Raw genomic sequence first — 22,582 nt, 5'->3', positions numbered from 1 at the left:
ATTATAAATTTTAATTTATATAATTATTTCCCAAGTTTTTTTGAGTTTTTAAAATTTACAATTAGTTTTAGCCTTTATTTATTACTATTTAGTTGTATAATTAATTTAATAGTAAATTTATAGGAGTTAATTACGGATATGAATTATGATTATAAAAATATGTTTGATCCCCTACTTCCCTCATTTGTAAATGAGTTTAATAATTATCTTTTATCTATAAAAGGTAAATCAATTAATACAGTAAAAGCATATACTTATGACTTAACTATGTTTTTAAAGTTTATTAAAATATATAAAATGACGGATGCATACTTAAGTAACTGGGATGAAATTTCAGTAAAGGATATTAATATAGATGTAATAAGAAGCTTAAAGTTACAAGATCTTATTGCTTTTGTTGGATACACAGAATTATATAGAGATAATAGTGTCTATGCCCGTGCACGAAAAATTGCATGCATAAAGTCCTTCTTTAAATATCTGTTTAAAGTTAGTAAAGAGATTGATAAAAATCCTGCTGAAGAATTGGAATCTCCTAAAATTGCCAAAAGAAATCCAACCTACTTAAATCTAGATGAAAGTGTGCAATTATTAAAATCTATAGATGGCAAAAATAAAGAAAGAGATAAATGTATAATTACCCTTTTCTTAAATTGTGGATTAAGGCTTTCAGAGTTATGCAGTATAGATGTTAATATGATTAAAGATGATACTATATCTATTATAGGAAAAGGTAATAAAGAACGAACCGTATATTTAAATGGTGCTTGCATTAGGGCAATTAATGAATATCTTATAATTCGTGAAAAGGAACAAGATAAGGTTCTTTCTCAAGATAAAAATGCATTATTCATTAGTAATAAACATATGCGTATTTCTCAAAGATCTGTTGAAAGATTAGTGAAAAAACATATATATGAAGCCGGTCTAGATACTACAAAGTACACACCACATAAATTGCGTCATACTGCCGCAACTTTAATGTATAAACATGGAGGTGTTGACATAAGAAGCTTACAGAAAATCTTAGGTCATGAAAACGTATCAACAACTCAAATATATACACATGTAGATGATGAGACTTTAAGAGAAGCCTCTTTATCTAATCCTCTTGCAGATATGTAATTTAAATATGCAATATAAAAAACCGCTAAAAATTAGTTAGTTAACTATTTTAGCGGTTTTTTATATGTTACTCTCTACTTCTAGAATTATATACTATTAATCCTGGAGCAACCTCTGTTGTATAGTTTTTGCTTAACAAGTCATCCTCTAATATTTCTGACAGGTTATCTACATCATCGATGTATTCCCACATATCATTATTATCCATAACATCTAGGGAAACATCATCATCTATCCCCTCTTCATAACTACAACTTTCTTCATAATTGTCATAGCTTTCCAAGTCTAATAACTCTGAAATTAATTGATCAGAATCTGTAAGAGGTTTTATTTCTTCAACTTCACTAGCATTAAGATTTTCAATTTTTGCTTTATTTATTGCATCTTTTTTAGCTTTTACTTTAAGTGTTTTTACATTATCAGTTGTGTTCAGTTTTTGATTCAATTCATCTATTTTTACGGCTTTAATATCTATACCTTCTAATTGTAGACATATTCCACAATTATCGCATTTTTTTTCACGATTCAAATCGCATATATCACATTCACCACATGAAATACATTGTTTTTTACTATTATATACACACATTTTCATATTAATTACCACCTCTTAAATTTAATAGTAGTATAACTTTTATATTATAACAAAATTTTATTTGATTTTCAATATAAATTTAATAGTACATAAGGATATACTATCATTAAATCATATCTCTTTAAAAATAAGATTTATTAGCTCTATAACTACTCATTATTTTAAGTTTTTTAATTTATATATGAAATTATCTTAAATAAGTACTTTTTAGAGTTACTATATAATAATTGCCTTTATTTATAAATTTTAACCCTCTTAACTCTAGATAGTGCGAGCATTATCACATTGAACATTAGTTTGCTATTTATTTCAAGTTATGCTATAATGACATTATTCCTATATTGAGAGGTGAAGCATAATGAAAAATGAAGATAGCAAACAAGTAAATAGAAACTTAGAAGTCTATAACTTCATTAAAGAACAAATACAAGCTAAAGGGTATCCGCCTTCAGTTAGAGAAATTGGAAAGGCTTTAAATATAACCTCTACTTCAACGGTTCACTCTATTCTTTCTAAATTAGAAAAAATTGGATATATAAGAAGAGATCCTGCGAAGCCTAGAGCAATTGAATTATTAAAGGACTCTGTTATAAAAAAAGAGATGGTTGATATTCCTATAGTCGGTAAGGTGACTGCTGGATTACCTATTTTAGCTGTTGAAAATATAGAAGAATACTTTTCTATTCCTCTTAATTTTGTAAAAAGTAACAATGAGTTATTTATGCTAAAGGTATCTGGAGAAAGTATGATTGAAGCCGGTATATTAGATGGAGATTTAGCCATAATAGAAAAGGTTAATGCAGCTTCTAATGGAGATATCGTAGTTGCTTTAGTTGATAACGAGGCTACTTTAAAGAGATTTTTCAAAGAGAATGATCATATTAGATTACAACCTGAGAATTCATCAATGGATCCAATTATAGTTGAAGATTGTAGTATTCTTGGTAAATTAGCTGGTATATATAGAAAATATTAAAAAATAGGCTGTTACAAAGTTAATACTTTTAGTAACAGCTTATTTTTATAGGTAAATTCTCAAAGTATATTATAAAACTTTAGATAAAGCTATTAATATTCCTATTTTTGCATGATCAAAAGTTAATCCACCTTGAAGATATGCAATATAAGGTTCTCTTATAGGTGCATCTGCTGATAATTCAATTGAAGAACCTTGAATAAAGGCACCAGCAGCCATAATTACTTGATCATTATACCCTGGCATATCCCATGGCTCACACTCTACAAAAGAATCAATTGGTGAACCATATTGAATCCCTTTACAGAAGTTAATAAGTTTATCTTTATCATTAAACTTAATAGCTTGAATTATGTCACTTCTCATATCCGTAGACTTTGGAAGAACTTCAAATCCACATAACTCCATTAATCTAGCACATAATATAGCACCCTTTACTGCCTCCATTGAAATATGAGGAGCTAAGAATAATCCTTGATACATTGATCTCATAACACCAAAGGTTGACCCACATTCTCCACCTATTCCAGGTATAGTTAATCTATAAGAGGCTTGTTCAACAAACTTTTCTTTACCTGCTATATAACCACCTGTTGGAGCTATTCCACCACCAATGTTTTTAATTAAAGATCCTGCTATTAAGTCAGCACCAACATCCGTAGGCTCCATAGTTTCTATAAGTTCACCATAGCAGTTATCTACAAAACAGATAACCTCTGGACTAACTTTTTTAACCTCTTTAATAATTTCACCTATTTCTGAAACATATAAAGATTTTCTCCAACCATATCCAGTAGAACGTTGTATATGTACTAGTTTAATTGACTTATCGCACTCTAATTCTTCTTTAACCTTAGTAATATTAACTTTATTATTTTCATCTAAATCTATTTGTTTATATTTAACGCCATACTCAGCTAAAGAACCTATGTTCTCATTGCCGCTAATTCCTATTATATTATGTAAAGTGTCATAAGGTGTACCACAAATACTTAACATAGTATCTCCAGGTCTTAAGTTACCAAATAGTGCTGCACCTATAGCATGTGTTCCATTTACAAAGTGAGGTCTTACTAAAGCACTTTCACAGTTGAAAACCCTTGCATATACTTTATCTAAGGCATCTCTTCCTACATCACCATACCCATATCCAGATGAGTTAGTAAAGTGCATGTCACTTATTCTTTCTTCTTGTAAAGCATTTAATACCTTTAATTGATTAAACTCTCTTATTTCATCAAGCTTATCAAACTGAGGTTGAACATCTGCAATAGCTTTATTATATAAATCAATAGCGTCCTCTGTTATACCATACTTTTTATTTAACATTTCTTTAGTAATATCTAACATCTTATTTCTCCTTTAAAATAATTCTCTATTAAACAAGAGTAAAGAATAGGTATCCCTATTCTTTACTTGTTATATTTATTATCTACAAATAAAATAGCCTTTTGAGGAGTTATAGATGATATAGCATGTTTATACAACATCATTTGCTTTCCTTCTGAGTCTAGAACAACTGTAAAACTATCAAAACCAGTAACATTACCTTTAATTTGAAATCCATTTACTAAGTGAATAGTTACAGGGATTTTATTCTTTCTTGCATTGTTTAAAAAAATGTCTTGTAAGTTATTTGCTGATTTGTTCATAATCTTGCCCTCCATGTACTATATGTTAGTACTATATTTATTCTATATATAATTTATAAATCCTCTAAAATAATGAAAATACCTTTAAATTTTAGAAGTATAATCCTTTACTATTACATCAACTATATCTTCATCAGAAATATAATTATCTTTATCTATCCAGGTAGACCTTTTATCTTTTCTAAACCATGTAAGTTGCCTCTTAGCATAGTTTCTACTACCCTTCTTAATTAAATATTCAGCTTCCTCTAGGGTAATTTCATTATCTAAATATTGAAGTATTTCTTTATATCCTATACCCTTCATTGATTGCATTTCTTTATGCAACCCCATACTCTTCAAAGTCTTTACTTCTTCTATTAACCCTTCCTTAAACATAAGATCCACACGCAAGTTAATTCTTTCATAAAGCTTTTCTCTATCCATATTTAAAACATAATAGTGTATATTATAAGGTATATCAAAGACATCTATTTCTTCATTTACCTCATGAATAGTCTTACCAGTTACTTTATAAACTTCTAAAGCACGAATTACTCTTTTTAAATCATTAGGGAAAAGTTTTTCATAGGAAGTTTTATCAACTTCTTTTAAAAGTTCATGTACATATTCTTTTCCTTTATTCTCTGCTTCTTCTACTAAAAAATTTCTATATTCTTCATCTTTATTAGTTTCTGCAAAGTTATAATTGAATATAAGAGAGTTAATATATAACCCTGTACCTCCAACAATCATAGGTAACTTACCTTTTGAGTAGATATCATCTATATATTTTACCGCTTTATCATGAAATTCAGAAACACTAAATTCATTTTTAGGGTCTACCTCATCTATAAGAAAATGTTCAATTCCTTCTTTTTCACTTTCTTTAATTTTAGCTGATCCTATATCCATATGTTTATATATTTGCATTGAATCAGCAGAAATTATTTCGCCATTTAATCTTTTAGCTAATTCAATAGATATCTTAGTTTTTCCAACTGCTGTCGGACCTGCAAGTATAAATAAATTCTTTTTCATATTATACCTTTCTTTAAATAATATTTATTGTATTCTTTTAAATTTTTTCTCAATATCATATAAAGTAAATTTAAGTATAGTTGGTCTTCCATGAGGGCAAGTAAAAGGTTCATCTATAAACCTAAGTTCATTTAAAATATGATTCATTTCAATTTCTGATAATTTATCATGTGCTTTTACTGCAGCCTTACAGGATATACTAGCTATTTTATTAAATTTAACATCTTCTGTTTTACCAGAACCTAAGGACTTTAGATTATCCAATATTTCAATAAATAAGTTCTTACAATCTGGTTTACCTAAAATATAAGGAACCTCTCTTATACTAATTGTATTAGATCCAAAGGTTTCTATTTTAAAACCTGCTTCTTTAAAAATATCTGAATTCTCTATAAAATATATATAATCATCAGTTATTAATTCTATTATAACAGGAGTTAGAAGAATTTGCGAAACAACTTTACTATTTTTGAAATCTTTTCTGTACTTTTCAAATAAAATTTTCTCATGAGCTGCATGTTGATCAATTAAATAGAGTTCTTTAAAAGCTTCAGCAATTATATAGGTATTATTAAATTGACCAATTACTCTCAATGATGGAAACTTAGGGCTTTGATTAACTAATTCATTTGTTTCCATTACATCTTTTATAGATTCTACAGCACGTTCTTTTGGTTTAAAATCATTACTCAAATCATAGTTGATAGCTGAATAACTTTCAAAATTCTTGTTATTTTCATTGCTAGGTTTCAAATCTATAGGCACATCATAAATTTTATCTTCAGAATGTATATTATCTATTGTAGATTTATTTAATATATTATCAGCTTTAAGAGTGAAGCTTTTATTTTCAATTTGCTCCTTAACTAAAGGCAATGATTCATTTAATGACGCATTAAAATATGAGTTTTGTTCAAATTTTTCTGTGAAATACTGAGGTTCACTATTAGGTAAAGACTCTTCTACAGCATATTTACTTTTTATGTCCTCACTTATTCCTTTATGAACAGCATCAAAAATAACTTTAAATAAGCTTCGTTCATCTTGAAACTTTATTTCCGACTTTGTAGGATGTACATTGACATCTATTAATTCTGAATAAATGTCAATGAATATTACAAAGAATGGGAACTTGTTAACTGTTAAGAATGACTTAAAGGCATTTTCCACAGCTGTTGTAATGAGTTTGTTTTTAATATATCTTTTATTGACAAATATACTTTGTCTGTTTCTACTACCTCTGCTTATTTCAGCATTCCCTACAAAGCCATAGATAGTTACTATATCATTACATCCCTCAAATTCGATTATGTTATTAAATACCTCTTTACCATACAATACTCTAATAGCATCTTTTAAATTATCATTTCCGTAAGTAGTAAAGTTAGTTTTACCATTATTTATAAAGGTAAAAGATATATTAGGATAAGACAATGCCAGTCTAGTTATTATATCTGAAATTATAGAAGCCTCTCTTTGGGAGCTTTTTAAAAATTTTTTTCTTGCAGGAACATTAAAAAATAAATCCCGTACTTCTATAACAGTTCCGTTACTGCAACCCTTTTCAACTGAACTACAAAGCTTTCCAAACTCTATTACTGCTTCAATACCATAATCAAAATCCTTTGTTTTACTTAAAACTTTAAGTTTAGATACGGAAGCAATACTAGGTAATGCCTCCCCCCTAAATCCTAAAGTGGAAATCTTATATATATCCTCTATAGTAGTAATTTTACTTGTTGCATGAGCTTCAAAAGCTATTGTAACATCCTCAGGGTGTATACCTGATCCATTATCAGTGATTCTAATTAACTTTTCTCCACCCTCTTCAATTTCAATAGTTATACTTGTAGCCCCAGAGTCTATACTATTTTCTACAAGTTCTTTTACTACAGAATAAGGTCTTTCTACTACCTCTCCTGCTGCAATTTTATTTGTAGTATTTAAATCTAATCTTTGAATTCTTTTCAAAAGCCACCTCCTACAATTATAGGTTTTTAGCCTTATTTACCAACTCATAAAGTTTATTAAAACCCTCCATTGGATTCATTGAAAGTATATCTAACTCCTTAATATCTTTTAATAAATTCTTGCCTTCTACATCCTCAAAAGTCATTTGCATAGGATTTTCTTGCTTTTTACATTTAGTCTTTTTAGACGTAGACATATCCATAGCAACTTCTTTATTTAAAGACTCTAAGTTGTTTATTTTTTCTTTTAATTCTTTTATAGTAGCTTGTAGAAGTTCAACTTCCTTTGAATTATCTACAACTACTTTATTAACTGATTGTACAGAAGTAATCTTATTATCAGAAGCAGAACTAGAATTTTCAGATTCAAGCATAGAAAGTATTTCTTTTGCTCTATCAGTAACTTCAGTTGGAATACCTGCAAGTTTAGCAACCTCTATTCCATAAGATTCATCAGTACCACCACAAATAATCTTTCTTAAGAACACTATTTCGTTATTTATTTCCTTAACTGCTACAGAGTAGTTTTTTATACCTTTAATTTGTTGCTCAAGCTTTATTAACTCATGATAGTGAGTTGCAAAAAGAGTTTTAGCTTTTATCCCATTATCAGAACATAAAAACTCTATTACTGCCCATGCTATACTTAAACCATCATAAGTACTAGTACCTCTTCCAACCTCATCTAATAAGATGAGACTCTTACTTGTAGCATTTTTTAATATATTAGATACTTCCCACATTTCAACCATAAAGGTACTTTTACCAGAAGCTAGATCATCAGAAGCACCTATTCTTGTAAATATTCTATCACATATAGCAATATTTGCACTACTTACTGGTATAAAACTTCCCATTTGAGCCATTAAAGTTAATAATGCAACTTGACGCATATATGTTGATTTACCAGCCATATTGGGACCAGTTATTAAAAGTAATTGATCTTCCTCTGTATTTAGATAAGTATCATTTTCTACAAAGGTATTCTTACTTAATAACTTCTCAACTACGGGATGTCTACCATCTTTAATATCAATTATACCCTCTTCATTAATAGTAGGTTTTACATAATTGTTTTCTACAGCAACCGTTGCTAAAGAGCTTAAAGAATCTATTTCAGAGATTACCTTAGCTACACTCTTCATTCTTTCAATATGAGTTTCTATAGTATCTCTTAATTTAGCAAACAATTCATATTCTAAAGTAATTAACTTCTCTTCTGCACCAAGAACCTTTTCTTCAACTTCCTTTAATTCAGGCGTAATATATCTTTCGCCATTGGATAGGGTTTGCTTTCTAATATATCTCTCTGTAGGTACTAAGCTTAAATTGCTTTTAGTAACTTCTAAGTAATAACCAAATACCTTGTTAAATCCTATCTTAAGTGATCTTATGCCTGTAAGTTCTTTTTCTTCTTGCTCTAAGGATGCAATCCATTGTTTACCACTAGACTTTGCTTCTCTTAGAGAATCAACCTCTTCATTATAGCCAGTTTTTATTATATTACCTTCCTTAACTGAAATAGAAGGATTATCATCTAAAGCTTTGTTTAATAATTCATATATATCATTTAAGTCATCTAAGTTATTATAAATATTAGAATAAAAACTAGAAGTTAATGGTTTAATTACTTCCTTGACACTTGGAATTTTTCCAATGGAATTTTTTAAAGACATTAACTCTTTAGCATTAACACTTTTGCTGCTAATTTTTCCTACTAACCGTTCTATATCATAAATATCCTTTAGAGTTTCTTTTAACTCTTCATGGACAAATAAATTGTTTACTAAATCTTCAATAGAGTTTTGTCTTTCTTCTATAAGTATTTTATCCACTAAAGGCTCTTCTATCCACTTTCTTAAGCGTCTAGCACCCATTGCAGTGCTAGTTTTATCTAATACACTTAGAAGCGAACCTTTTTTACTTTTATCTCTTAAGGTTTCTGTAAGTTCCAAATTCATTCTCGAGTTTGTATCTATAACTAAATAATCAACAATATTATAAGTTTCTAAAGTATCTATGTGAGATAAGGAGTTCTTTTGAGTATATTTTAAATAAGCTATAAGTGAGGATATGGAACGTAATTGCTCCATATCATATCTGTTGCTATCATAATTTTTAAATTGGATTTTAACAGACTCTAAAGCTTCTTCATTATAATACTCATTAGAATACTTAGTTAAACTAATATTATATCGTTCTTTTATTTCATTTAATAAATTGTCTTCTAAAGTTTCATTGTATATTATTTCACTAGGTGAAAATTTTGCTATCTCATCTAAGATATTTCCACATTTAAGAATTCCGCTAGTTGAATAAAATTCACCTGTAGATATATCAGCAAAACTTAATCCACCAACATTACTAGAATCCTCCTTGAAAATGCACATTATGAAGTTATTTTTAGACTCATCTAAAAATGAGGCATCCATATATGTTCCAGGAGTTAATATTTTTACTATATCTCTTTTAACAATTCCCTTTGCAAAAGCCGGGTCCTCAACTTGTTCACATATAGCAACTTTAAAACCCTTAGTTACTAACCTACTTATATAGTTTTCTGCTGAATGAAAGGGAATTCCACACATTGGAGCTCTATTTTCAAGTCCACAGTCTCTGCCTGTAAGCACTAACTCAAGTTCTTTAGATGCTACTTCAGCATCCTCAAAAAACATCTCATAAAAGTCACCTAATCTAAAGAATAAAATTGCATCTTTACAGGTTTCTTTTACTTCTAAATATTGTTTCATCATAGGAGTCAAAGCCAAATTAACTACCTCCTTAAAGCCTAAACTTCTTCACCAAGTAAAGAGAAAGATTTAGCTTCTATTATTTTAACATTAACTAACTTTCCTATACTTTCTTTGTTTCCAGTGAAGTTAACTAATTTTCCAGTTCTAGTTCTACCAGTAAGTTTAGTTTCATCATTTTTACTTAAGCCTTCAACTAAAACTTCAACAACTTTACCATCATATTCCTTATTCTTTTTAGCAGAAATATTATTAATTTCTTCTACTAATTTGTCAAATCTCTCATGTTTTTTCTCTTCAGGAACTTGAATTAAAAGTTTAGCTGCTGGAGTTCCATTTCTCTTAGAGTATAAGAAGGTAAATGCTGAGTCAAACTCTACTTCTTTTACTAAAGATAAAGTTTCTTCAAAATCTTCATCACTTTCTCCTGGGAAACCTACTATTATATCTGTAGTTAATCCTATATTAGGAATAGCAGCTTTTAATTTTTTAACTACATTTAAGTATTGTTCTCTATCATAATGTCTATTCATTTTCTTTAATATTTCTGATGAACCTGACTGCACAGGTAAATGAAATTGTTCACAAACCTTATCACATTCAGTCATAGCTTTAATAAGGTCATCTGATAAATCCTTAGGGTGAGAAGTCATGAATCTAATTCTTTCAACACCATCTATTTTATTAATTCTTCTAAGTAAATCTGCAAAGTTAAGCTCAGGTTCTAAGCCTTTACCATATGAGTTTACATTTTGACCAAGAAGAGTGAACTCTTTATATCCCTTTGAAACTAATTCTTTGATTTCATTTTCTATATCTTGAGGATTTCTACTTCTTTCACGTCCTCTAACATGTGGTACTATACAATAAGTACAGAAGTTATTACAACCATACATTATAGTTACAAAAGCTTTGAAATCACTCAATCTATCAATTGGTAAATTTTCAACTATGTCTCCCTCTTTGTCCCAAACTTCTAATATAGGTCGCTCTCCCCCTAAAGCTCTATTAAGATACTCTGGGAATTTATATGAGTTATGTGTACCTATAATTATATCTACAAAAGGAAACTTTTTATGTACTTCTTCCTTCATACCTTCTTGTTGCATCATACATCCACAAACAGCAATTACTAATTCTGGTCTTTCACTTTTAAGCTTTTTAAGAGCCCCAAGGTTACCAAAGACCTTTTGTTCTGCATTTTCTCTTACACAACAAGTATTAAATATAATTATATCTGCTTCATTTTTATCGTAAACTCTTTTATAATTTTTAAGCTTAAGCATTCCAGAAAGTTTTTCTGAATCCTCTTCATTCATTTGACAGCCATAAGTTAAAATATAAAAAGTTTTTTTATCTTTATCTTTTAAGTTAATTTCCATTTAATAATCCTCCATTAAGTTGATTTTCTAGAGTATTATATCATATATAAATATTGTACACCAAATAAAAGGACTAAGTTTTTATAACAACATCTCATTATTGCGTAGTAAATTATTGCAAATAAAACAAAGCTTTTATTTTAAATTCTTTTATCTGAATTTTTTAAATTGATAGTGATTAATTTTAAATGAATTTAATATATATTATTTATATTTTTGCAAAGTTTTTTTCAAAAAAAATATCCAATGTTTATTATTTTGAATCAAATAAATCTTTTGGATTTAATACTTCTTTTAATCAAATTAGGTATATATAAACAAAAATATAATACAATGATTTTATAGTATTATATTTTTAGATGAAAAATATATTTTAAGTATTAAAATTTAGTATTAAAAAGTAAAATTTTGTGTTAATATTTTATTCTTGTGATTATAAACTTAAAGTTTTTAAGTTTAGGGTCATTGAATACTATTAGTCATTATTTAATTTTGTTGAAATAAAGTATGCACTTATGTATAATATAATTTGAAAAGATATTATATTGTATTATTGTAGAAATTTTCAGATAACAGCATGTATAATATTATGAAAATACATAAATGGGGGTAATGTATAATGGAACAACATTATGCTAATAGGATGTCAAATGTTAAGGCTTCTGAAATCAGAGAACTTCTTAAGTTAACTGAGCAGCCTGAAATCATTTCTTTTGCGGGAGGATTACCTGCACCTGAGTTATTTCCAACTGATAAACTTGAAAAGGTTATGGTTGAAGTTTTGAGGGAGCAAGGGCAAGCAGCTTTACAGTATAGCTCTACTGAAGGATATCTTCCTTTAAGAGAAATAATAGCAAAGCAAATAATGAAATCTTGTGGTGTTGAATGTGAGCCAAACAACATCATGATTACGAGTGGATCTCAGCAAGGTTTAGCGTTTTCCGGAGCTATTTTTATAAACGAAGGAGATGTAATTGCTTGTGAAAGTCCTAGTTATTTAGGAGCTATTAATGCATTTAAATTATTCTCTCCTAAATTTATTGAAATTCCAACTGATAAAGATGGAATGATTGTAGAAGAGCTTGAAAAAGCTTTGAAAAATCAAAAAATAAAGATGATTTATACTATTCCGGATTTCCAAAATCCAAGTGGTATAACGATGAATCTAGAGAGAAGAAAAAGAATTGCTGAATTAGCAGAGGAATATAAAATTCCTGTTATTGAGGATAGTCCTTACGGCCAATTAAGATTTGAGGGTGAAAGTTTACCTCCAATAAAAAGTTTCGATAAATCAGGTTATGTTATTAACTTAGGAACTTTTTCAAAAACTTTCTGTCCAGGTTTAAGAATTGGTTGGGTATGTGCTGATACAGATGTACTTCAAAGATATATTCAATTAAAACAAGGACAAGACTTGCAATGTGGAAGTATAAACCAAATTGCTACTGCAAGATTCTTAGCTGAATATAGTTTAGATGAGCACGTAAATAAAATTATAGATATTTACAGAAATCGTAGAGATATAATGCTTGAAGAAATGAAGAAACACTTTCCTGAGGAAGTTACTTATACTTACCCAGAAGGTGGACTATTTACTTGGGTAGAATTAAAAGAAGGTTTAAATGCTGTTGAGATTGGAATGGAAGCTTTAAAAGAAAATGTAGCTTTTGTACCTGGTAACTCATTCTATCCAAATGGAAATGACACAAGACATTTTAGATTAAACTACTCTAATATGAGTGAAGAAAAAATAAGAGAAGGTATTAAAAGATTAGGAAAGGTTCTAAAAAAATATTACTAATTCTAATTTTATAATATAAATATTACTAAAGAATTTGAAATTAACTAAGGAAAAAACATAAAAACTTTCTATTTGGTAATACTTAAGGTATACATCAAATAGGAGGTGTTGTGTATGTATGATGCGAAAGAACTATCTCAACAAAATGATGAAAAGCAAAAATTAAGGTATGATTGTATTTGCGACAGACAATATTTTAGTTCTGCCAATACTTTTCAACCCCAAAAAAAAGCTAAATCAACATATGTACCGATTGAAAATGTGTTTATTTAACTAGTTAATCAAAGAATTATAAATCTAATGGGGGAACAAAAATGCAATTATCAAAAAGAATTCAAGAAATGCAATTTTCACCAATTCGTAAATTAGTACCATTTGGTGAAGAAGCTAAAAAAAGAGGGGTAAAAATCTATCACCTAAATATAGGACAACCAGATATTAAAACTCCTGAGACATTTATGGAAGCAGTAAAAAAATACGATGATAAGGTATTAAAATATGCTACATCACCAGGATTAGATTCATTAATAGACAGTTTCATTACTTACTACAAAGAGTGGAACATAGATTTTGATAAAGATGAAATTATCATCACTAACGGCGGATCAGAAGCTATAATGTTTGCTTTGCTTGCTATATGCGATGCAGGAGATGAAGTTATAATTCCAGAACCATTCTATACAAACTATAATGGTTTCTCAGCTGTAGCTGGAACAAATGTTGTTCCATTCTTAACTAAAGCTGAAAATGGATTCCACTTACCTGCTAAAGAAGAAATAACAAGCAAAATCACTAACAAAACTCGTGCTATTATGGTATCAAACCCTGGTAATCCAACAGGTGTTGTATATACTAAGGAAGAGCTTAGATTACTTGCTGATATCTGTAAAGAGCATGATTTATATCTAATTGCTGACGAAGTATATAGAGAGTTTGTATATGATGGTGAAGAGTATACTTCAGCATTATTCCTTGAAGATATAAGAGATAGAGTTATCTTAATTGATAGCGTATCAAAACGTTACAGCGCTTGTGGTGCTAGAATCGGTTTAGTTGCATCAAAAAATAAAGTACTAATGAACGAAATAATGAAATTAGCTCAATCTAGATTATGTGTTCCAACTATAGAGCAAGTTGGTTGTGCTAACTTAATTAATACTCCAAAATCATACTTTGATGAAGTATTAAATGAGTATGAAGAAAGAAGAAATATTTTACACAAAAAACTTTCTGAAATGCCAGGAGTAATATGTGAAAAACCTAAGGGAGCTTTCTACGTAGTAGCTAAACTTCCTATCGAATCTGGAGAAGATTTTGCTAAATGGTTATTAACTGATTTTTCATTAGATAATAAAACAGTAATGGTAGCTCCAGCAGAAGGTTTCTATGCAACTGAAGGTCTTGGTAAGAATGAAATTAGAATTTCTTACTGCTTAAACACTAAAGATCTTGAAGATGCAATGAACATCTTAGCTATAGCTTTAGAAAAATACAGAAATTTATAAAATTAAAAGGGGGTGCTTTATGCATCCCCTTTTAATTTCTTAATTTCCAAATGATTTGACTATCAAACTCCTCAAAACCTAAAGAACTATATAATTTTCGAGCTACAGAATTGTTTTTGTCAACTTTTAATTTTAAGGTATTTATATCATCATAATTCATTTGACAATGTCTCATAAGATAAGTAGTCAATATTTTACCATACCCCTTACCTTTGAATTCATCAATTATTCCTAAGTTCACAATACTATAATCATAGTTCTCATTAATAATTTGTCCATAACCAATATAGGTATCTTCAAACAAAATAAAGAATCCCCCATTACTTAAATAATATATGGATTTTTGTTCACTTATTATGTCTTGTATAGTTAAAGGTATTCTATTAATATCTTGAAAAATATCATTCTGCAAAGTGCATCTTATAGCATCATCTTCCCTAAACTTAAAAGGTTTAATCGTAACTTCTTTAGGAATTTTAATTTCAGGTATATGGAAGTTACCAAAGTCATCAATTTTCATATCTATAATATTTTTAGTTTCTACAAATCCAAGTAACTCTAACTTATTAAATATACTTAAGTTATCTTCTGTACAAAAAAATACATTTTTATTTTTAAATACAGAGGATGTTATACAAAATTGTAATGTGCTTAAATCTACACTTTCCTCCATATATAAAGCCTCTATATTAATGCCTAAATTAAACCTACTTGTCCATATAAAACCAAGGTAATTTTCTGAATCATCTTGTATTATGGTTATATTATCCTTATATAAGTACATATGCATGAATGTAAAGTTGCAATACTTCTCATCAAAATACTTACTTAAAATAGATTTTTGCAAATTGAATTTAATATATTTATAATCAAATATAGCACTCTTTTTAAAACTATACATTTTACCCTACCCTTAAAAAATTTTATAGTATTTAATAATATGCTTAAAGGTAATATAAAATTACTGAAACACCAATGATTTCTATTATTTATATAAAATAAAGTGTTGGATAACCAACACTTTATTTTTTACATATCTTTCATTGATAATGAAATTCTCTTATTATCTTTATTTACTTCAAGAACCTTAGCTTCGATTTCTTGACCTAATTCAAGAACATCACTTGGTTTTTCAATTCTATCTTTACTTATTTTAGAAATGTGTAATAATGAGTCAACACCTGGCTCAAGCTTTACAAAAGCACCAAAGTCAGAGAATCTTACAACTTTTCCTTTTACAACATCTCCAACATTATATTTTGTCTCAATGCTATCCCAAGGATTTCCCTCTACTCTTTTTAAACTTAATGATAATTTTTTGCTTTCTTCATTTACGTCTAAAACATATACTTTGATTTTTTGATCCACATCTAAAACGTCTGAAACCTTAGAAATTTTATCCCATGAAATTTCAGATAAATGTAATAATCCATCAACGCCACACACTTCTACAAAAGCACCAAAGTCAGTTATTCTTTTTACAGTACCTTCTAAGATTGTGTTTTTCTCTATACTATCCCAATGAGCTTCTGCTTTTGGAGCGTCAGATCTTTTATGTACTGAACCTGGTAATAAAGCTCTTCTAGAAGCAACTATTTTAGCGCCTCTCTTATCTTTTTTGAATTCAATTAATGTAACTTCGAATTCTTTTCCAACGAAAACTTCTAAATCCTCAACTCTTTTATTATCTAATTGAGATGCTGGTATAAAGATTGATACTCCTTTATAATTTGAAAGTACTCCACCTTTAATAGCCTTTGATACCTTTACAACAATATTTGTTTTAGCATCAAAAATATCTTTTAATTCTTTAAGAGTTGATTCTTTTTGAATATCTAATTTTGATAAATAAACCATATCATCATTATGATTTATTCTTTTTACTTTAGCTTCAACTTCATCGCCAACTTTTACTAAGTCATTTATATTAGCATTTTGGTCAGAAGTTAATTCTTTTAATGGTAAAACACCATTTCCTTTATATCCAACTATACTAACTAAAGCTTCTTCATCATTTACAACCTCTACAGTTGCCTTTACAATCTTTCCTGGATGAATATTCATATCATATTCATTCATTAATTGTTCAAATTCACTAATCCCCTTATTCTCTATTGAGTTCATTTTAGTAATTGCCTCCTCAATGATCCAATCTGGTGTTGAAGCACCTGCTGTTACACCAATATTAGATACTTTTTTTAATTTTATTATATCATCAGGTATTTCTCCTGCGTTTTCTACGTGAATTGTATTTTCACAATTTTGTTTACATATTTCAAATAACTTTGTAGTATTAGAACTATTCTTACCACCTAATACTACCATAAAATCAACCTCTTTAGATAATTCATTAGCTGATTTTTGTCTTACTTCTGTTGCATTACATATAGTATTAAATGAAACTAATTCCTTACACTTATTTTGCACCATTGTTAAAACACTATTCCAATTAATTTGCTTTTCTGTGGTTTGCGATACTATACATAAATTTTTGCCCTTAATTTCATCCAAGTTAATTTCATTTCCATTAGCAGCTATTATAGCCTTATTATCACACCAACCATTGATTCCTATAACTTCAGGATGGTTTTTATCGCCTACTATAACAATACTATAACCTAAATTATAATATTTTAGTACTTTTTTATGAATATTACTTACATAAGGACAAGTAGCATCAATTATATTTAATTTTTTAGCTCTTAATGTATCTATTACAAAAGGTGCAACTCCATGTGAACGAATTATAATTGAATCATTTTCATTTAAAGAATCAATTTCAGATAATTCTATAGGATAAATTGAATTATCCTTTAAAAAATTCACAACATCTGTATTATGAATAAGAGGACCTAAAGTATATATACTATGTCTTACTTTTTTTTGAGAATCTACTGCAGTATTAACTGCACGTTGTACTCCAAAGCAAAAACCTGCATTTTCAGATAAAATTATTTTACTCATATTTTACACCTGTTTTATTTATTGCTGTTAATATATTTGCTCATCAATTCTATTACTTCTTCAATGTTTAATTCAGTAGAATCAATTTCTATACTATCTTCAGCTTTTTTCAAGGGATTTAGTTCCCTATTCATATCCTTATAGTCTCTTTCTTTTATATCTTTTAGAATATTGTCATACTCCACATCTATGTTCTTATTAATAAGTTCATCAAATCTTCTTTTAGCTCTAGCTTCGGCTTTAGCTGTTAAATAAAATTTGTATTTAGCATCCTTCAATACTACTGTACCTATGTCTCTTCCGTCCATAATTACATTATATTTTTTAGCTATATCCCTTTGAAGTTTAACCAATTTTTCTCGTACTATCTGAACAGCTGCATACTTAGAAACATTGTTACTTATATATGGAGTGTTAATCTTATCGTTGAAAAATTCACCGTTAACAAATATCTTTTCTCCATCAAAATACATTTCTAAAGAATCTATTAATGTAACTAGCCCCTCTATATCTGTTTCAGATATGTTTTTTTCTAAAGCTTTAAATGTTACAACTCTATACATTGCCCCTGTATTAACATACATAAGGTCAAAAATCTCACCTAATTGCTTAGCGATTGTACTTTTACCCGCTCCTGCTGGTCCATCAATAGCTACATTAAATTTCACTACCTATTCCGCCCTTCCATATCTTTTATATAATTAATTATAAGCATATATATATTATACTACAATTAATGCTTAATAACTAAATCATATTATGCAAATTTGTAAAATAATATGATATTATTGAGTTAAATATCAAATATATTATACGAACATATTTGATTATATAGTATTTTAAGCAATTTTTATATACAAATTTTTAATTAATGCCTAATTTTTTTAAAACCTTACTATGTACTTTAATTATTTTATGGATTTTCCAGCTAAATATCCTGTTGATAGTGCTATTTGAATATTAAATCCTCCAGTAAATGCATCCACATCAATAACTTCACCTGCGAAGGATAAATTGCTTATCATCTTTGAATTCATTGTGGATGGATCAATTTCCTTAGTATCTATTCCTCCAGAAGTTACTATAGCTTCACTTATAGGCCTAACTCCAGTTATGCTTAATTTTAATTCTTTAAGTAGTTTAACTAAATTCTTTCTTTCGTCCCTAGTAATTAAATTAACCTTTTTATCAGGATCTATTTGTGATAGTTTCACAATTACATCAATTAATTTGTTAGGTAATAGTTCATTTAAAGAATTTTTAAAAGCTTTATTTATGAATTTTGAGAAATCCTTTTGAATTCTTTTATCTAATTCTTCAATTGTCAAAGCAGGTTTTAAATCTATTACTGCAAACAATTTGTTTTTTTCTAGATTTTTAGTAACAAAACTACTTCCGCTTAAAACTAAAGGTCCTGTAATTCCATAGTGTGTAAACAGCATCTCTCCAAAATTTTTATAGAAAACTTTGTTTTTTTCATTAATAATCTTAAGTTCAACATTTTTCAAAGATAAGCCTTGTAATTCAGGTGCCCAAGACTCTTTACAAACTAAAGGTATAAGAGAAGGTTTTAACTCCTTAATAGAATGTCCTATGTGTTCGCAATATCTTAATGCTTCCCCTGTAGACCCTGTTTGTGGATAAGAAACCCCACCAGTACATATTATGTAATGGTCTGCAATCATCTTGCCATTTGAAGTATTTATAGCTTTTATAGCTGTATTACTTTCATCCATTACGAAACCTAAAAACTCAGTGTTTAAAACAACTTTTATGTTTTTTTCAATAATTGCTTTTTCAAATCCTTTTAATATATCAGAAGACTTATCAGATTGAGGAAAAACTCTATCCCCTCTTTCTGTTTTAAGTTTTATACCTTGGCCTTCAAAAAAATTAATTGTATCAATATTTGTATATGTATATAAAGAACTATATAAAAAATACGGATTAGTTGGTATATAATCAAAAAATTCACTTATGTCTTTAGCATTAGTTATATTACATCTACCTTTTCCTGTAATAAATAACTTTTTGCCTAATTTAGGGTTTTTCTCAATTAATATAACTTCATTTTTTTCACTGGCTGCAATTGCGCTCATTATACCTGCGGGTCCTGCACCAATGACTATAACTTTACCCATTTAAACACCACCTAATATTAAATTACTAATATATAATTTAATATAAGATTAATTTTAAATCAATATAAATATTTCTCTTTTCTTAAATAAGACTTATGTTAACTTAAGCATATTTATTCTAAATATGGTTAAAATAATTCAAGACTTGAAATATTATCTTAACTATTCTTAATAGCTAAAGTATGTATATATACCTTTAACATCTAAGGCGTTTTGAAAATAATATAATTCAATTTTAAGAATTATCAGAATTTATTTATCAATTCTCAAAATATTGACAATTGGCTTGGGAATTTGTATAATTTTTTTGAGTATTTATTTAATCTATTTTGAAAAGGGGCGATAATATGGAACTAAAATTAGACATGTTACAAACAGTAGCATTAGCTGTAGTAGTATATTATTTAGGGGTATTTATTAAGTCTAAAGTAAAGGTTCTAGATGAATTCTGTATACCTTCTCCAGTAGTTGGAGGTATTGTTTTTGCAGTATTAAATTTACTTCTAAGACAATTCAACATTATGACAATAACTTTAGACGCAACGTTAAAAACTCCATTTATGTTAGTATTCTTTACTACAATAGGTTTATCTGCTAATCTAAAATTGATAAAAGAAGGAGGACTCATAGTTCTTAAATTCTTCTTAGTATCAGTGGTATTAGTGTTATGCCAAGATATCTTTGGAATGGCTATTGCTAAGTTAATCGGTCAAGACCCTCTTTTAGGGCTACTTGGTGGATCTATCACCATGGTAGGAGGGCATGCAACAGGCTTGGCTTTTGGAGAATTATTTGAAAAATCCTATGGATTTGCTGGTGCAACAACTATAGCTATGGCATCAGCTACTTTTGGATTGGTTTCAGGAAGTTTAATGGGTGGTCCTTTAGGAAAAAGACTAGTTGATAAGAATAATTTGGTGACTAAAAAAGATCTTAAATTTAAAGAAGTTGTAGTAGATGATACACCAAAAGAGAAAGTTAATTTCGAAGAAATATTTAAGATGTTCACCATTATAATGATATCTATAGCACTAGGTTCTGTACTTGAAAAGTTCTTTATTAGCTTAGGTTTAACTTTACCTTCATATGTTACTGCTATGATAATCGCAGCTATAATTTTAAATGTTGGAGAAGGAACTAAAACCTTAACTATAAACAAAGAAGCAACTAGTGTGTTAGGTGATGTAGGTTTAAATGTATTTCTTTCAATGGCACTTATTGATTTAAGACTTTGGGAGTTAAAAGAAGTTGCTGGACCTATATTGATAATATTGGTAGTTCAATGTATCATCATGGCAACCATAGCATACTTCCTTGCATTTAGATTCTGTGGTAAAGATTATGATGCGGCAGTTATGGCTTCAGGGTTTTGTGGATTCGGAATGGGGGCTACACCAAATGGAATGGCAAATATGTCAGCTATGACAATGAAATATGGTCCAGCACCAAGGGCATTCTTTGTTCTTCCTATAGTCGGAGCATTCTTCATAGATTTTACTAACTCTATTTTGATAACTATATTTGTTAACTTTATAAGGTAACATTTATAAACATATAATTATAAGAGGTATAGATAATAGTAGCAAGTATTATTTCTATACCTCTTATTGTCTGATAATTAAGCAAATTATTAAAATTTACACACTTGCATTAATCTTCTTAATTATCTTTTAAATTTAAAATACAATTAATCTTACCATTGTTAACACACTTGCCACAGGATACACATCTGCTTTTTCTTTTAATCCCATTTTCAAATTTATTTACAATATCGTATTCACATATAAATGGTCTGCACATAGATATATATTGTATATCAGTTAAATTAATAACTTCTTCCATAAAATCCAATGATCGATTAACTCCAACTAAGGCTACTGGAGTGGTTATAGATTGAGCAACTTCCTTTGCGTAATCAAGATAAATTCCTTCACCTTTTAATTCATTATTAGAATTTCCGCTAATCTCTATAAAATCTATGCCTAATTTATCTAAATTCAAGCAAAGCTTTTTACATTCCTCGAATGTAGCGCCTCCTTCTTCAAAATCATTAGAGTTAATTTTAATAGATATTATAAATTCATCTTTTAAGGCACTTCTCATGTCGCTATATACCTCTTCAATTAATTTAACTCTATTATCTAAAGAACCGCCGTAACCATTGTTCATTTTGTTATATATAGGGCTCAATGTTCTGCTTAAAAAATATCCATGTGCACCATGAATTTGCACACCATCAAACCCAGCTTTTTCGCAACGTAAAGCAGCTTGGACAAAGGCATTTTTTATTTCCTTTATATCATTTTCAGTTATAGAATCATCTAATCCGTAATAGCTTTTATCGCTTTCACTACTTATAAATTCATTACCTAAAACAAGTTGTGCAATTATTTTAGAATTATTTTCATGAACCTTATGCGTTAATTCTTTATACTCATTTATAAAACTATCATCATACAAGCCTAGCATTCTTTTACTTGGTTTATCGTATTTAAATATAGTTGCATAACTAGAAATTATTAAACCTACTCCTCCTTTAGCAAGTTTCTCATATAAATCTATTAACTCACTTGTTAAATGACCTTCTTCATCAGCCATTCCTTCCCAAGTAGCAGATCTTATAAATCTATTTTTAATAGTTGCTTCCCCTATTTTTGTAACATCGAATAATTTTTTCATGTCAAAGAATCCCCCTCTTATT

The 22,582-nt window shown here is 28.5% G+C and carries 18 protein-coding genes; 6 read left to right on the top strand and 12 right to left on the bottom strand.

The window, feature by feature from the left end; genetic code table 11:
* Nucleotides 1–138: 138 nt before the first annotated feature.
* Entirely contained in the window at nucleotides 139–1,125 is a 987-nt protein-coding gene (locus BUA48_RS03310; RefSeq protein WP_072830038.1) for a tyrosine recombinase XerC, read from the top strand.
* A gap of 67 nt (nucleotides 1,126–1,192) precedes the next feature.
* On the opposite strand, the gene BUA48_RS03305 is transcribed toward BUA48_RS03310, so the two are convergent.
* Complete coding sequence (locus BUA48_RS03305) at nucleotides 1,193–1,720, bottom strand: hypothetical protein (RefSeq protein ID WP_084666027.1); 528 nt, start codon at nucleotides 1,718–1,720, stop codon at nucleotides 1,193–1,195.
* Between the two features lie 358 nt (nucleotides 1,721–2,078).
* Between BUA48_RS03305 and lexA the strand changes: the two genes are divergently transcribed.
* Entirely contained in the window at nucleotides 2,079–2,696 is a 618-nt protein-coding gene (gene lexA, locus BUA48_RS03300) for a transcriptional repressor LexA (protein WP_072830036.1), read from the top strand.
* A 69-nt stretch (nucleotides 2,697–2,765) separates the two neighbouring features.
* Here the strand turns inward: lexA and BUA48_RS03295 are convergent, their stop codons facing one another.
* The 6 genes from BUA48_RS03295 to miaB form a co-directional block, all read right to left on the bottom strand.
* On the bottom strand, nucleotides 2,766–4,046 hold the full coding sequence (locus BUA48_RS03295; RefSeq protein WP_072830034.1) for a methionine gamma-lyase family protein: 1,281 nt from the start codon (nucleotides 4,044–4,046) through the stop codon (nucleotides 2,766–2,768).
* Nucleotides 4,047–4,108: 62 nt separating this feature from the next.
* On the bottom strand, nucleotides 4,109–4,348 hold the full coding sequence (hfq, locus tag BUA48_RS03290) for an RNA chaperone Hfq (RefSeq protein WP_072830032.1): 240 nt from the start codon (nucleotides 4,346–4,348) through the stop codon (nucleotides 4,109–4,111).
* An 84-nt stretch (nucleotides 4,349–4,432) separates the two neighbouring features.
* On the bottom strand, nucleotides 4,433–5,368 hold the full coding sequence (gene miaA / locus BUA48_RS03285) for a tRNA (adenosine(37)-N6)-dimethylallyltransferase MiaA (protein ID WP_072830030.1): 936 nt from the start codon (nucleotides 5,366–5,368) through the stop codon (nucleotides 4,433–4,435).
* 24 nt (nucleotides 5,369–5,392) lie between these two features.
* The gene (mutL, locus tag BUA48_RS03280) at nucleotides 5,393–7,339 is read right to left on the bottom strand and encodes a DNA mismatch repair endonuclease MutL (RefSeq protein WP_072830029.1); all 1,947 of its coding nucleotides are present in this window, start codon (nucleotides 7,337–7,339) and stop codon (nucleotides 5,393–5,395) included.
* Between the two features lie 16 nt (nucleotides 7,340–7,355).
* Complete coding sequence (mutS, locus tag BUA48_RS03275; RefSeq protein ID WP_072830027.1) at nucleotides 7,356–10,106, bottom strand: DNA mismatch repair protein MutS; 2,751 nt, start codon at nucleotides 10,104–10,106, stop codon at nucleotides 7,356–7,358.
* Nucleotides 10,107–10,126: 20 nt separating this feature from the next.
* On the bottom strand, nucleotides 10,127–11,470 hold the full coding sequence (gene miaB, locus BUA48_RS03270; RefSeq protein WP_072830026.1) for a tRNA (N6-isopentenyl adenosine(37)-C2)-methylthiotransferase MiaB: 1,344 nt from the start codon (nucleotides 11,468–11,470) through the stop codon (nucleotides 10,127–10,129).
* Between the two features lie 619 nt (nucleotides 11,471–12,089).
* On the opposite strand from miaB, the gene BUA48_RS03265 reads away from it, so the two are divergent.
* From BUA48_RS03265 to BUA48_RS03260, 3 genes are all read left to right on the top strand, one after another.
* Nucleotides 12,090–13,271, top strand: coding sequence for an aminotransferase-like domain-containing protein (locus BUA48_RS03265; RefSeq protein WP_072830024.1), 1,182 nt, complete (start codon nucleotides 12,090–12,092; stop codon nucleotides 13,269–13,271).
* A gap of 114 nt (nucleotides 13,272–13,385) precedes the next feature.
* Nucleotides 13,386–13,544, top strand: a complete 159-nt coding sequence (locus BUA48_RS15490) for a hypothetical protein (RefSeq protein ID WP_178138937.1) — start codon at nucleotides 13,386–13,388, stop codon at nucleotides 13,542–13,544.
* Nucleotides 13,545–13,585: 41 nt separating this feature from the next.
* Entirely contained in the window at nucleotides 13,586–14,776 is a 1,191-nt protein-coding gene (locus tag BUA48_RS03260) for a pyridoxal phosphate-dependent aminotransferase (RefSeq protein ID WP_072830022.1), read from the top strand.
* A gap of 31 nt (nucleotides 14,777–14,807) precedes the next feature.
* Here the strand turns inward: BUA48_RS03260 and BUA48_RS03255 are convergent, their stop codons facing one another.
* The 4 genes from BUA48_RS03255 to BUA48_RS03240 all read right to left on the bottom strand — a co-directional run bounded on the left by BUA48_RS03255 (nucleotide 14,808) and on the right by BUA48_RS03240 (nucleotide 19,881).
* Entirely contained in the window at nucleotides 14,808–15,677 is an 870-nt protein-coding gene (locus BUA48_RS03255) for a GNAT family N-acetyltransferase (RefSeq protein WP_072830021.1), read from the bottom strand.
* A gap of 128 nt (nucleotides 15,678–15,805) precedes the next feature.
* Nucleotides 15,806–17,740, bottom strand: coding sequence for a bifunctional 4-hydroxy-3-methylbut-2-enyl diphosphate reductase/30S ribosomal protein S1 (locus tag BUA48_RS03250; RefSeq protein ID WP_072830019.1), 1,935 nt, complete (start codon nucleotides 17,738–17,740; stop codon nucleotides 15,806–15,808).
* A gap of 14 nt (nucleotides 17,741–17,754) precedes the next feature.
* Nucleotides 17,755–18,408, bottom strand: coding sequence for a (d)CMP kinase (gene cmk / locus BUA48_RS03245; protein WP_072830017.1), 654 nt, complete (start codon nucleotides 18,406–18,408; stop codon nucleotides 17,755–17,757).
* 240 nt (nucleotides 18,409–18,648) lie between these two features.
* Nucleotides 18,649–19,881, bottom strand: a complete 1,233-nt coding sequence (locus BUA48_RS03240; RefSeq protein ID WP_072830015.1) for a BaiN/RdsA family NAD(P)/FAD-dependent oxidoreductase — start codon at nucleotides 19,879–19,881, stop codon at nucleotides 18,649–18,651.
* A 347-nt stretch (nucleotides 19,882–20,228) separates the two neighbouring features.
* On the opposite strand from BUA48_RS03240, the gene gltS reads away from it, so the two are divergent.
* Nucleotides 20,229–21,422 carry a sodium/glutamate symporter gene (gene gltS / locus BUA48_RS03235; RefSeq protein WP_072830013.1) on the top strand — a complete coding sequence of 398 codons (1,194 nt, stop codon included), beginning with the start codon at nucleotides 20,229–20,231 and terminating at the stop codon, nucleotides 21,420–21,422.
* Between the two features lie 118 nt (nucleotides 21,423–21,540).
* Here the strand turns inward: gltS and BUA48_RS03230 are convergent, their stop codons facing one another.
* Nucleotides 21,541–22,560, bottom strand: coding sequence for an NADH:flavin oxidoreductase (locus BUA48_RS03230; protein ID WP_072830012.1), 1,020 nt, complete (start codon nucleotides 22,558–22,560; stop codon nucleotides 21,541–21,543).
* Nucleotides 22,561–22,582 lie beyond the last annotated feature (22 nt).

Origin of the sequence: Clostridium collagenovorans DSM 3089, from assembly GCF_900130005.1 — a bacterium.
GTDB lineage: Bacteria > Bacillota > Clostridia > Clostridiales > Clostridiaceae > Clostridium_D > Clostridium_D collagenovorans.
Note: the sequence above shows the minus strand (reverse complement) of the source record. Positions and strands in the feature narration are given on the sequence as shown.

What these genes read in the sequence shown, in the direction of transcription:
- gltS (WP_072830013.1), top strand. Translation starts at nt 20,229, where the DNA reads ATGGAACTAAAATTAGACATGTTACAAACAGTAGCATTAGCTGTAGTA.
- lexA (WP_072830036.1), top strand. Translation starts at nt 2,079, where the DNA reads ATGAAAAATGAAGATAGCAAACAAGTAAATAGAAACTTAGAAGTCTAT.
- BUA48_RS03310 (WP_072830038.1), top strand. Translation starts at nt 139, where the DNA reads ATGAATTATGATTATAAAAATATGTTTGATCCCCTACTTCCCTCATTT.
- BUA48_RS03305 (WP_084666027.1), bottom strand. Translation starts at nt 1,720, where the DNA reads ATGAAAATGTGTGTATATAATAGTAAAAAACAATGTATTTCATGTGGT.
- hfq (WP_072830032.1), bottom strand. Translation starts at nt 4,348, where the DNA reads ATGAACAAATCAGCAAATAACTTACAAGACATTTTTTTAAACAATGCA.
- miaB (WP_072830026.1), bottom strand. Translation starts at nt 11,470, where the DNA reads ATGGAAATTAACTTAAAAGATAAAGATAAAAAAACTTTTTATATTTTA.
- BUA48_RS03230 (WP_072830012.1), bottom strand. Translation starts at nt 22,560, where the DNA reads ATGAAAAAATTATTCGATGTTACAAAAATAGGGGAAGCAACTATTAAA.
- BUA48_RS03265 (WP_072830024.1), top strand. Translation starts at nt 12,090, where the DNA reads ATGGAACAACATTATGCTAATAGGATGTCAAATGTTAAGGCTTCTGAA.
- BUA48_RS03250 (WP_072830019.1), bottom strand. Translation starts at nt 17,740, where the DNA reads ATGAGTAAAATAATTTTATCTGAAAATGCAGGTTTTTGCTTTGGAGTA.
- BUA48_RS03240 (WP_072830015.1), bottom strand. Translation starts at nt 19,881, where the DNA reads ATGGGTAAAGTTATAGTCATTGGTGCAGGACCCGCAGGTATAATGAGC.
- miaA (WP_072830030.1), bottom strand. Translation starts at nt 5,368, where the DNA reads ATGAAAAAGAATTTATTTATACTTGCAGGTCCGACAGCAGTTGGAAAA.
- BUA48_RS03295 (WP_072830034.1), bottom strand. Translation starts at nt 4,046, where the DNA reads ATGTTAGATATTACTAAAGAAATGTTAAATAAAAAGTATGGTATAACA.
- BUA48_RS03260 (WP_072830022.1), top strand. Translation starts at nt 13,586, where the DNA reads ATGCAATTATCAAAAAGAATTCAAGAAATGCAATTTTCACCAATTCGT.
- BUA48_RS15490 (WP_178138937.1), top strand. Translation starts at nt 13,386, where the DNA reads ATGTATGATGCGAAAGAACTATCTCAACAAAATGATGAAAAGCAAAAA.
- BUA48_RS03255 (WP_072830021.1), bottom strand. Translation starts at nt 15,677, where the DNA reads ATGTATAGTTTTAAAAAGAGTGCTATATTTGATTATAAATATATTAAA.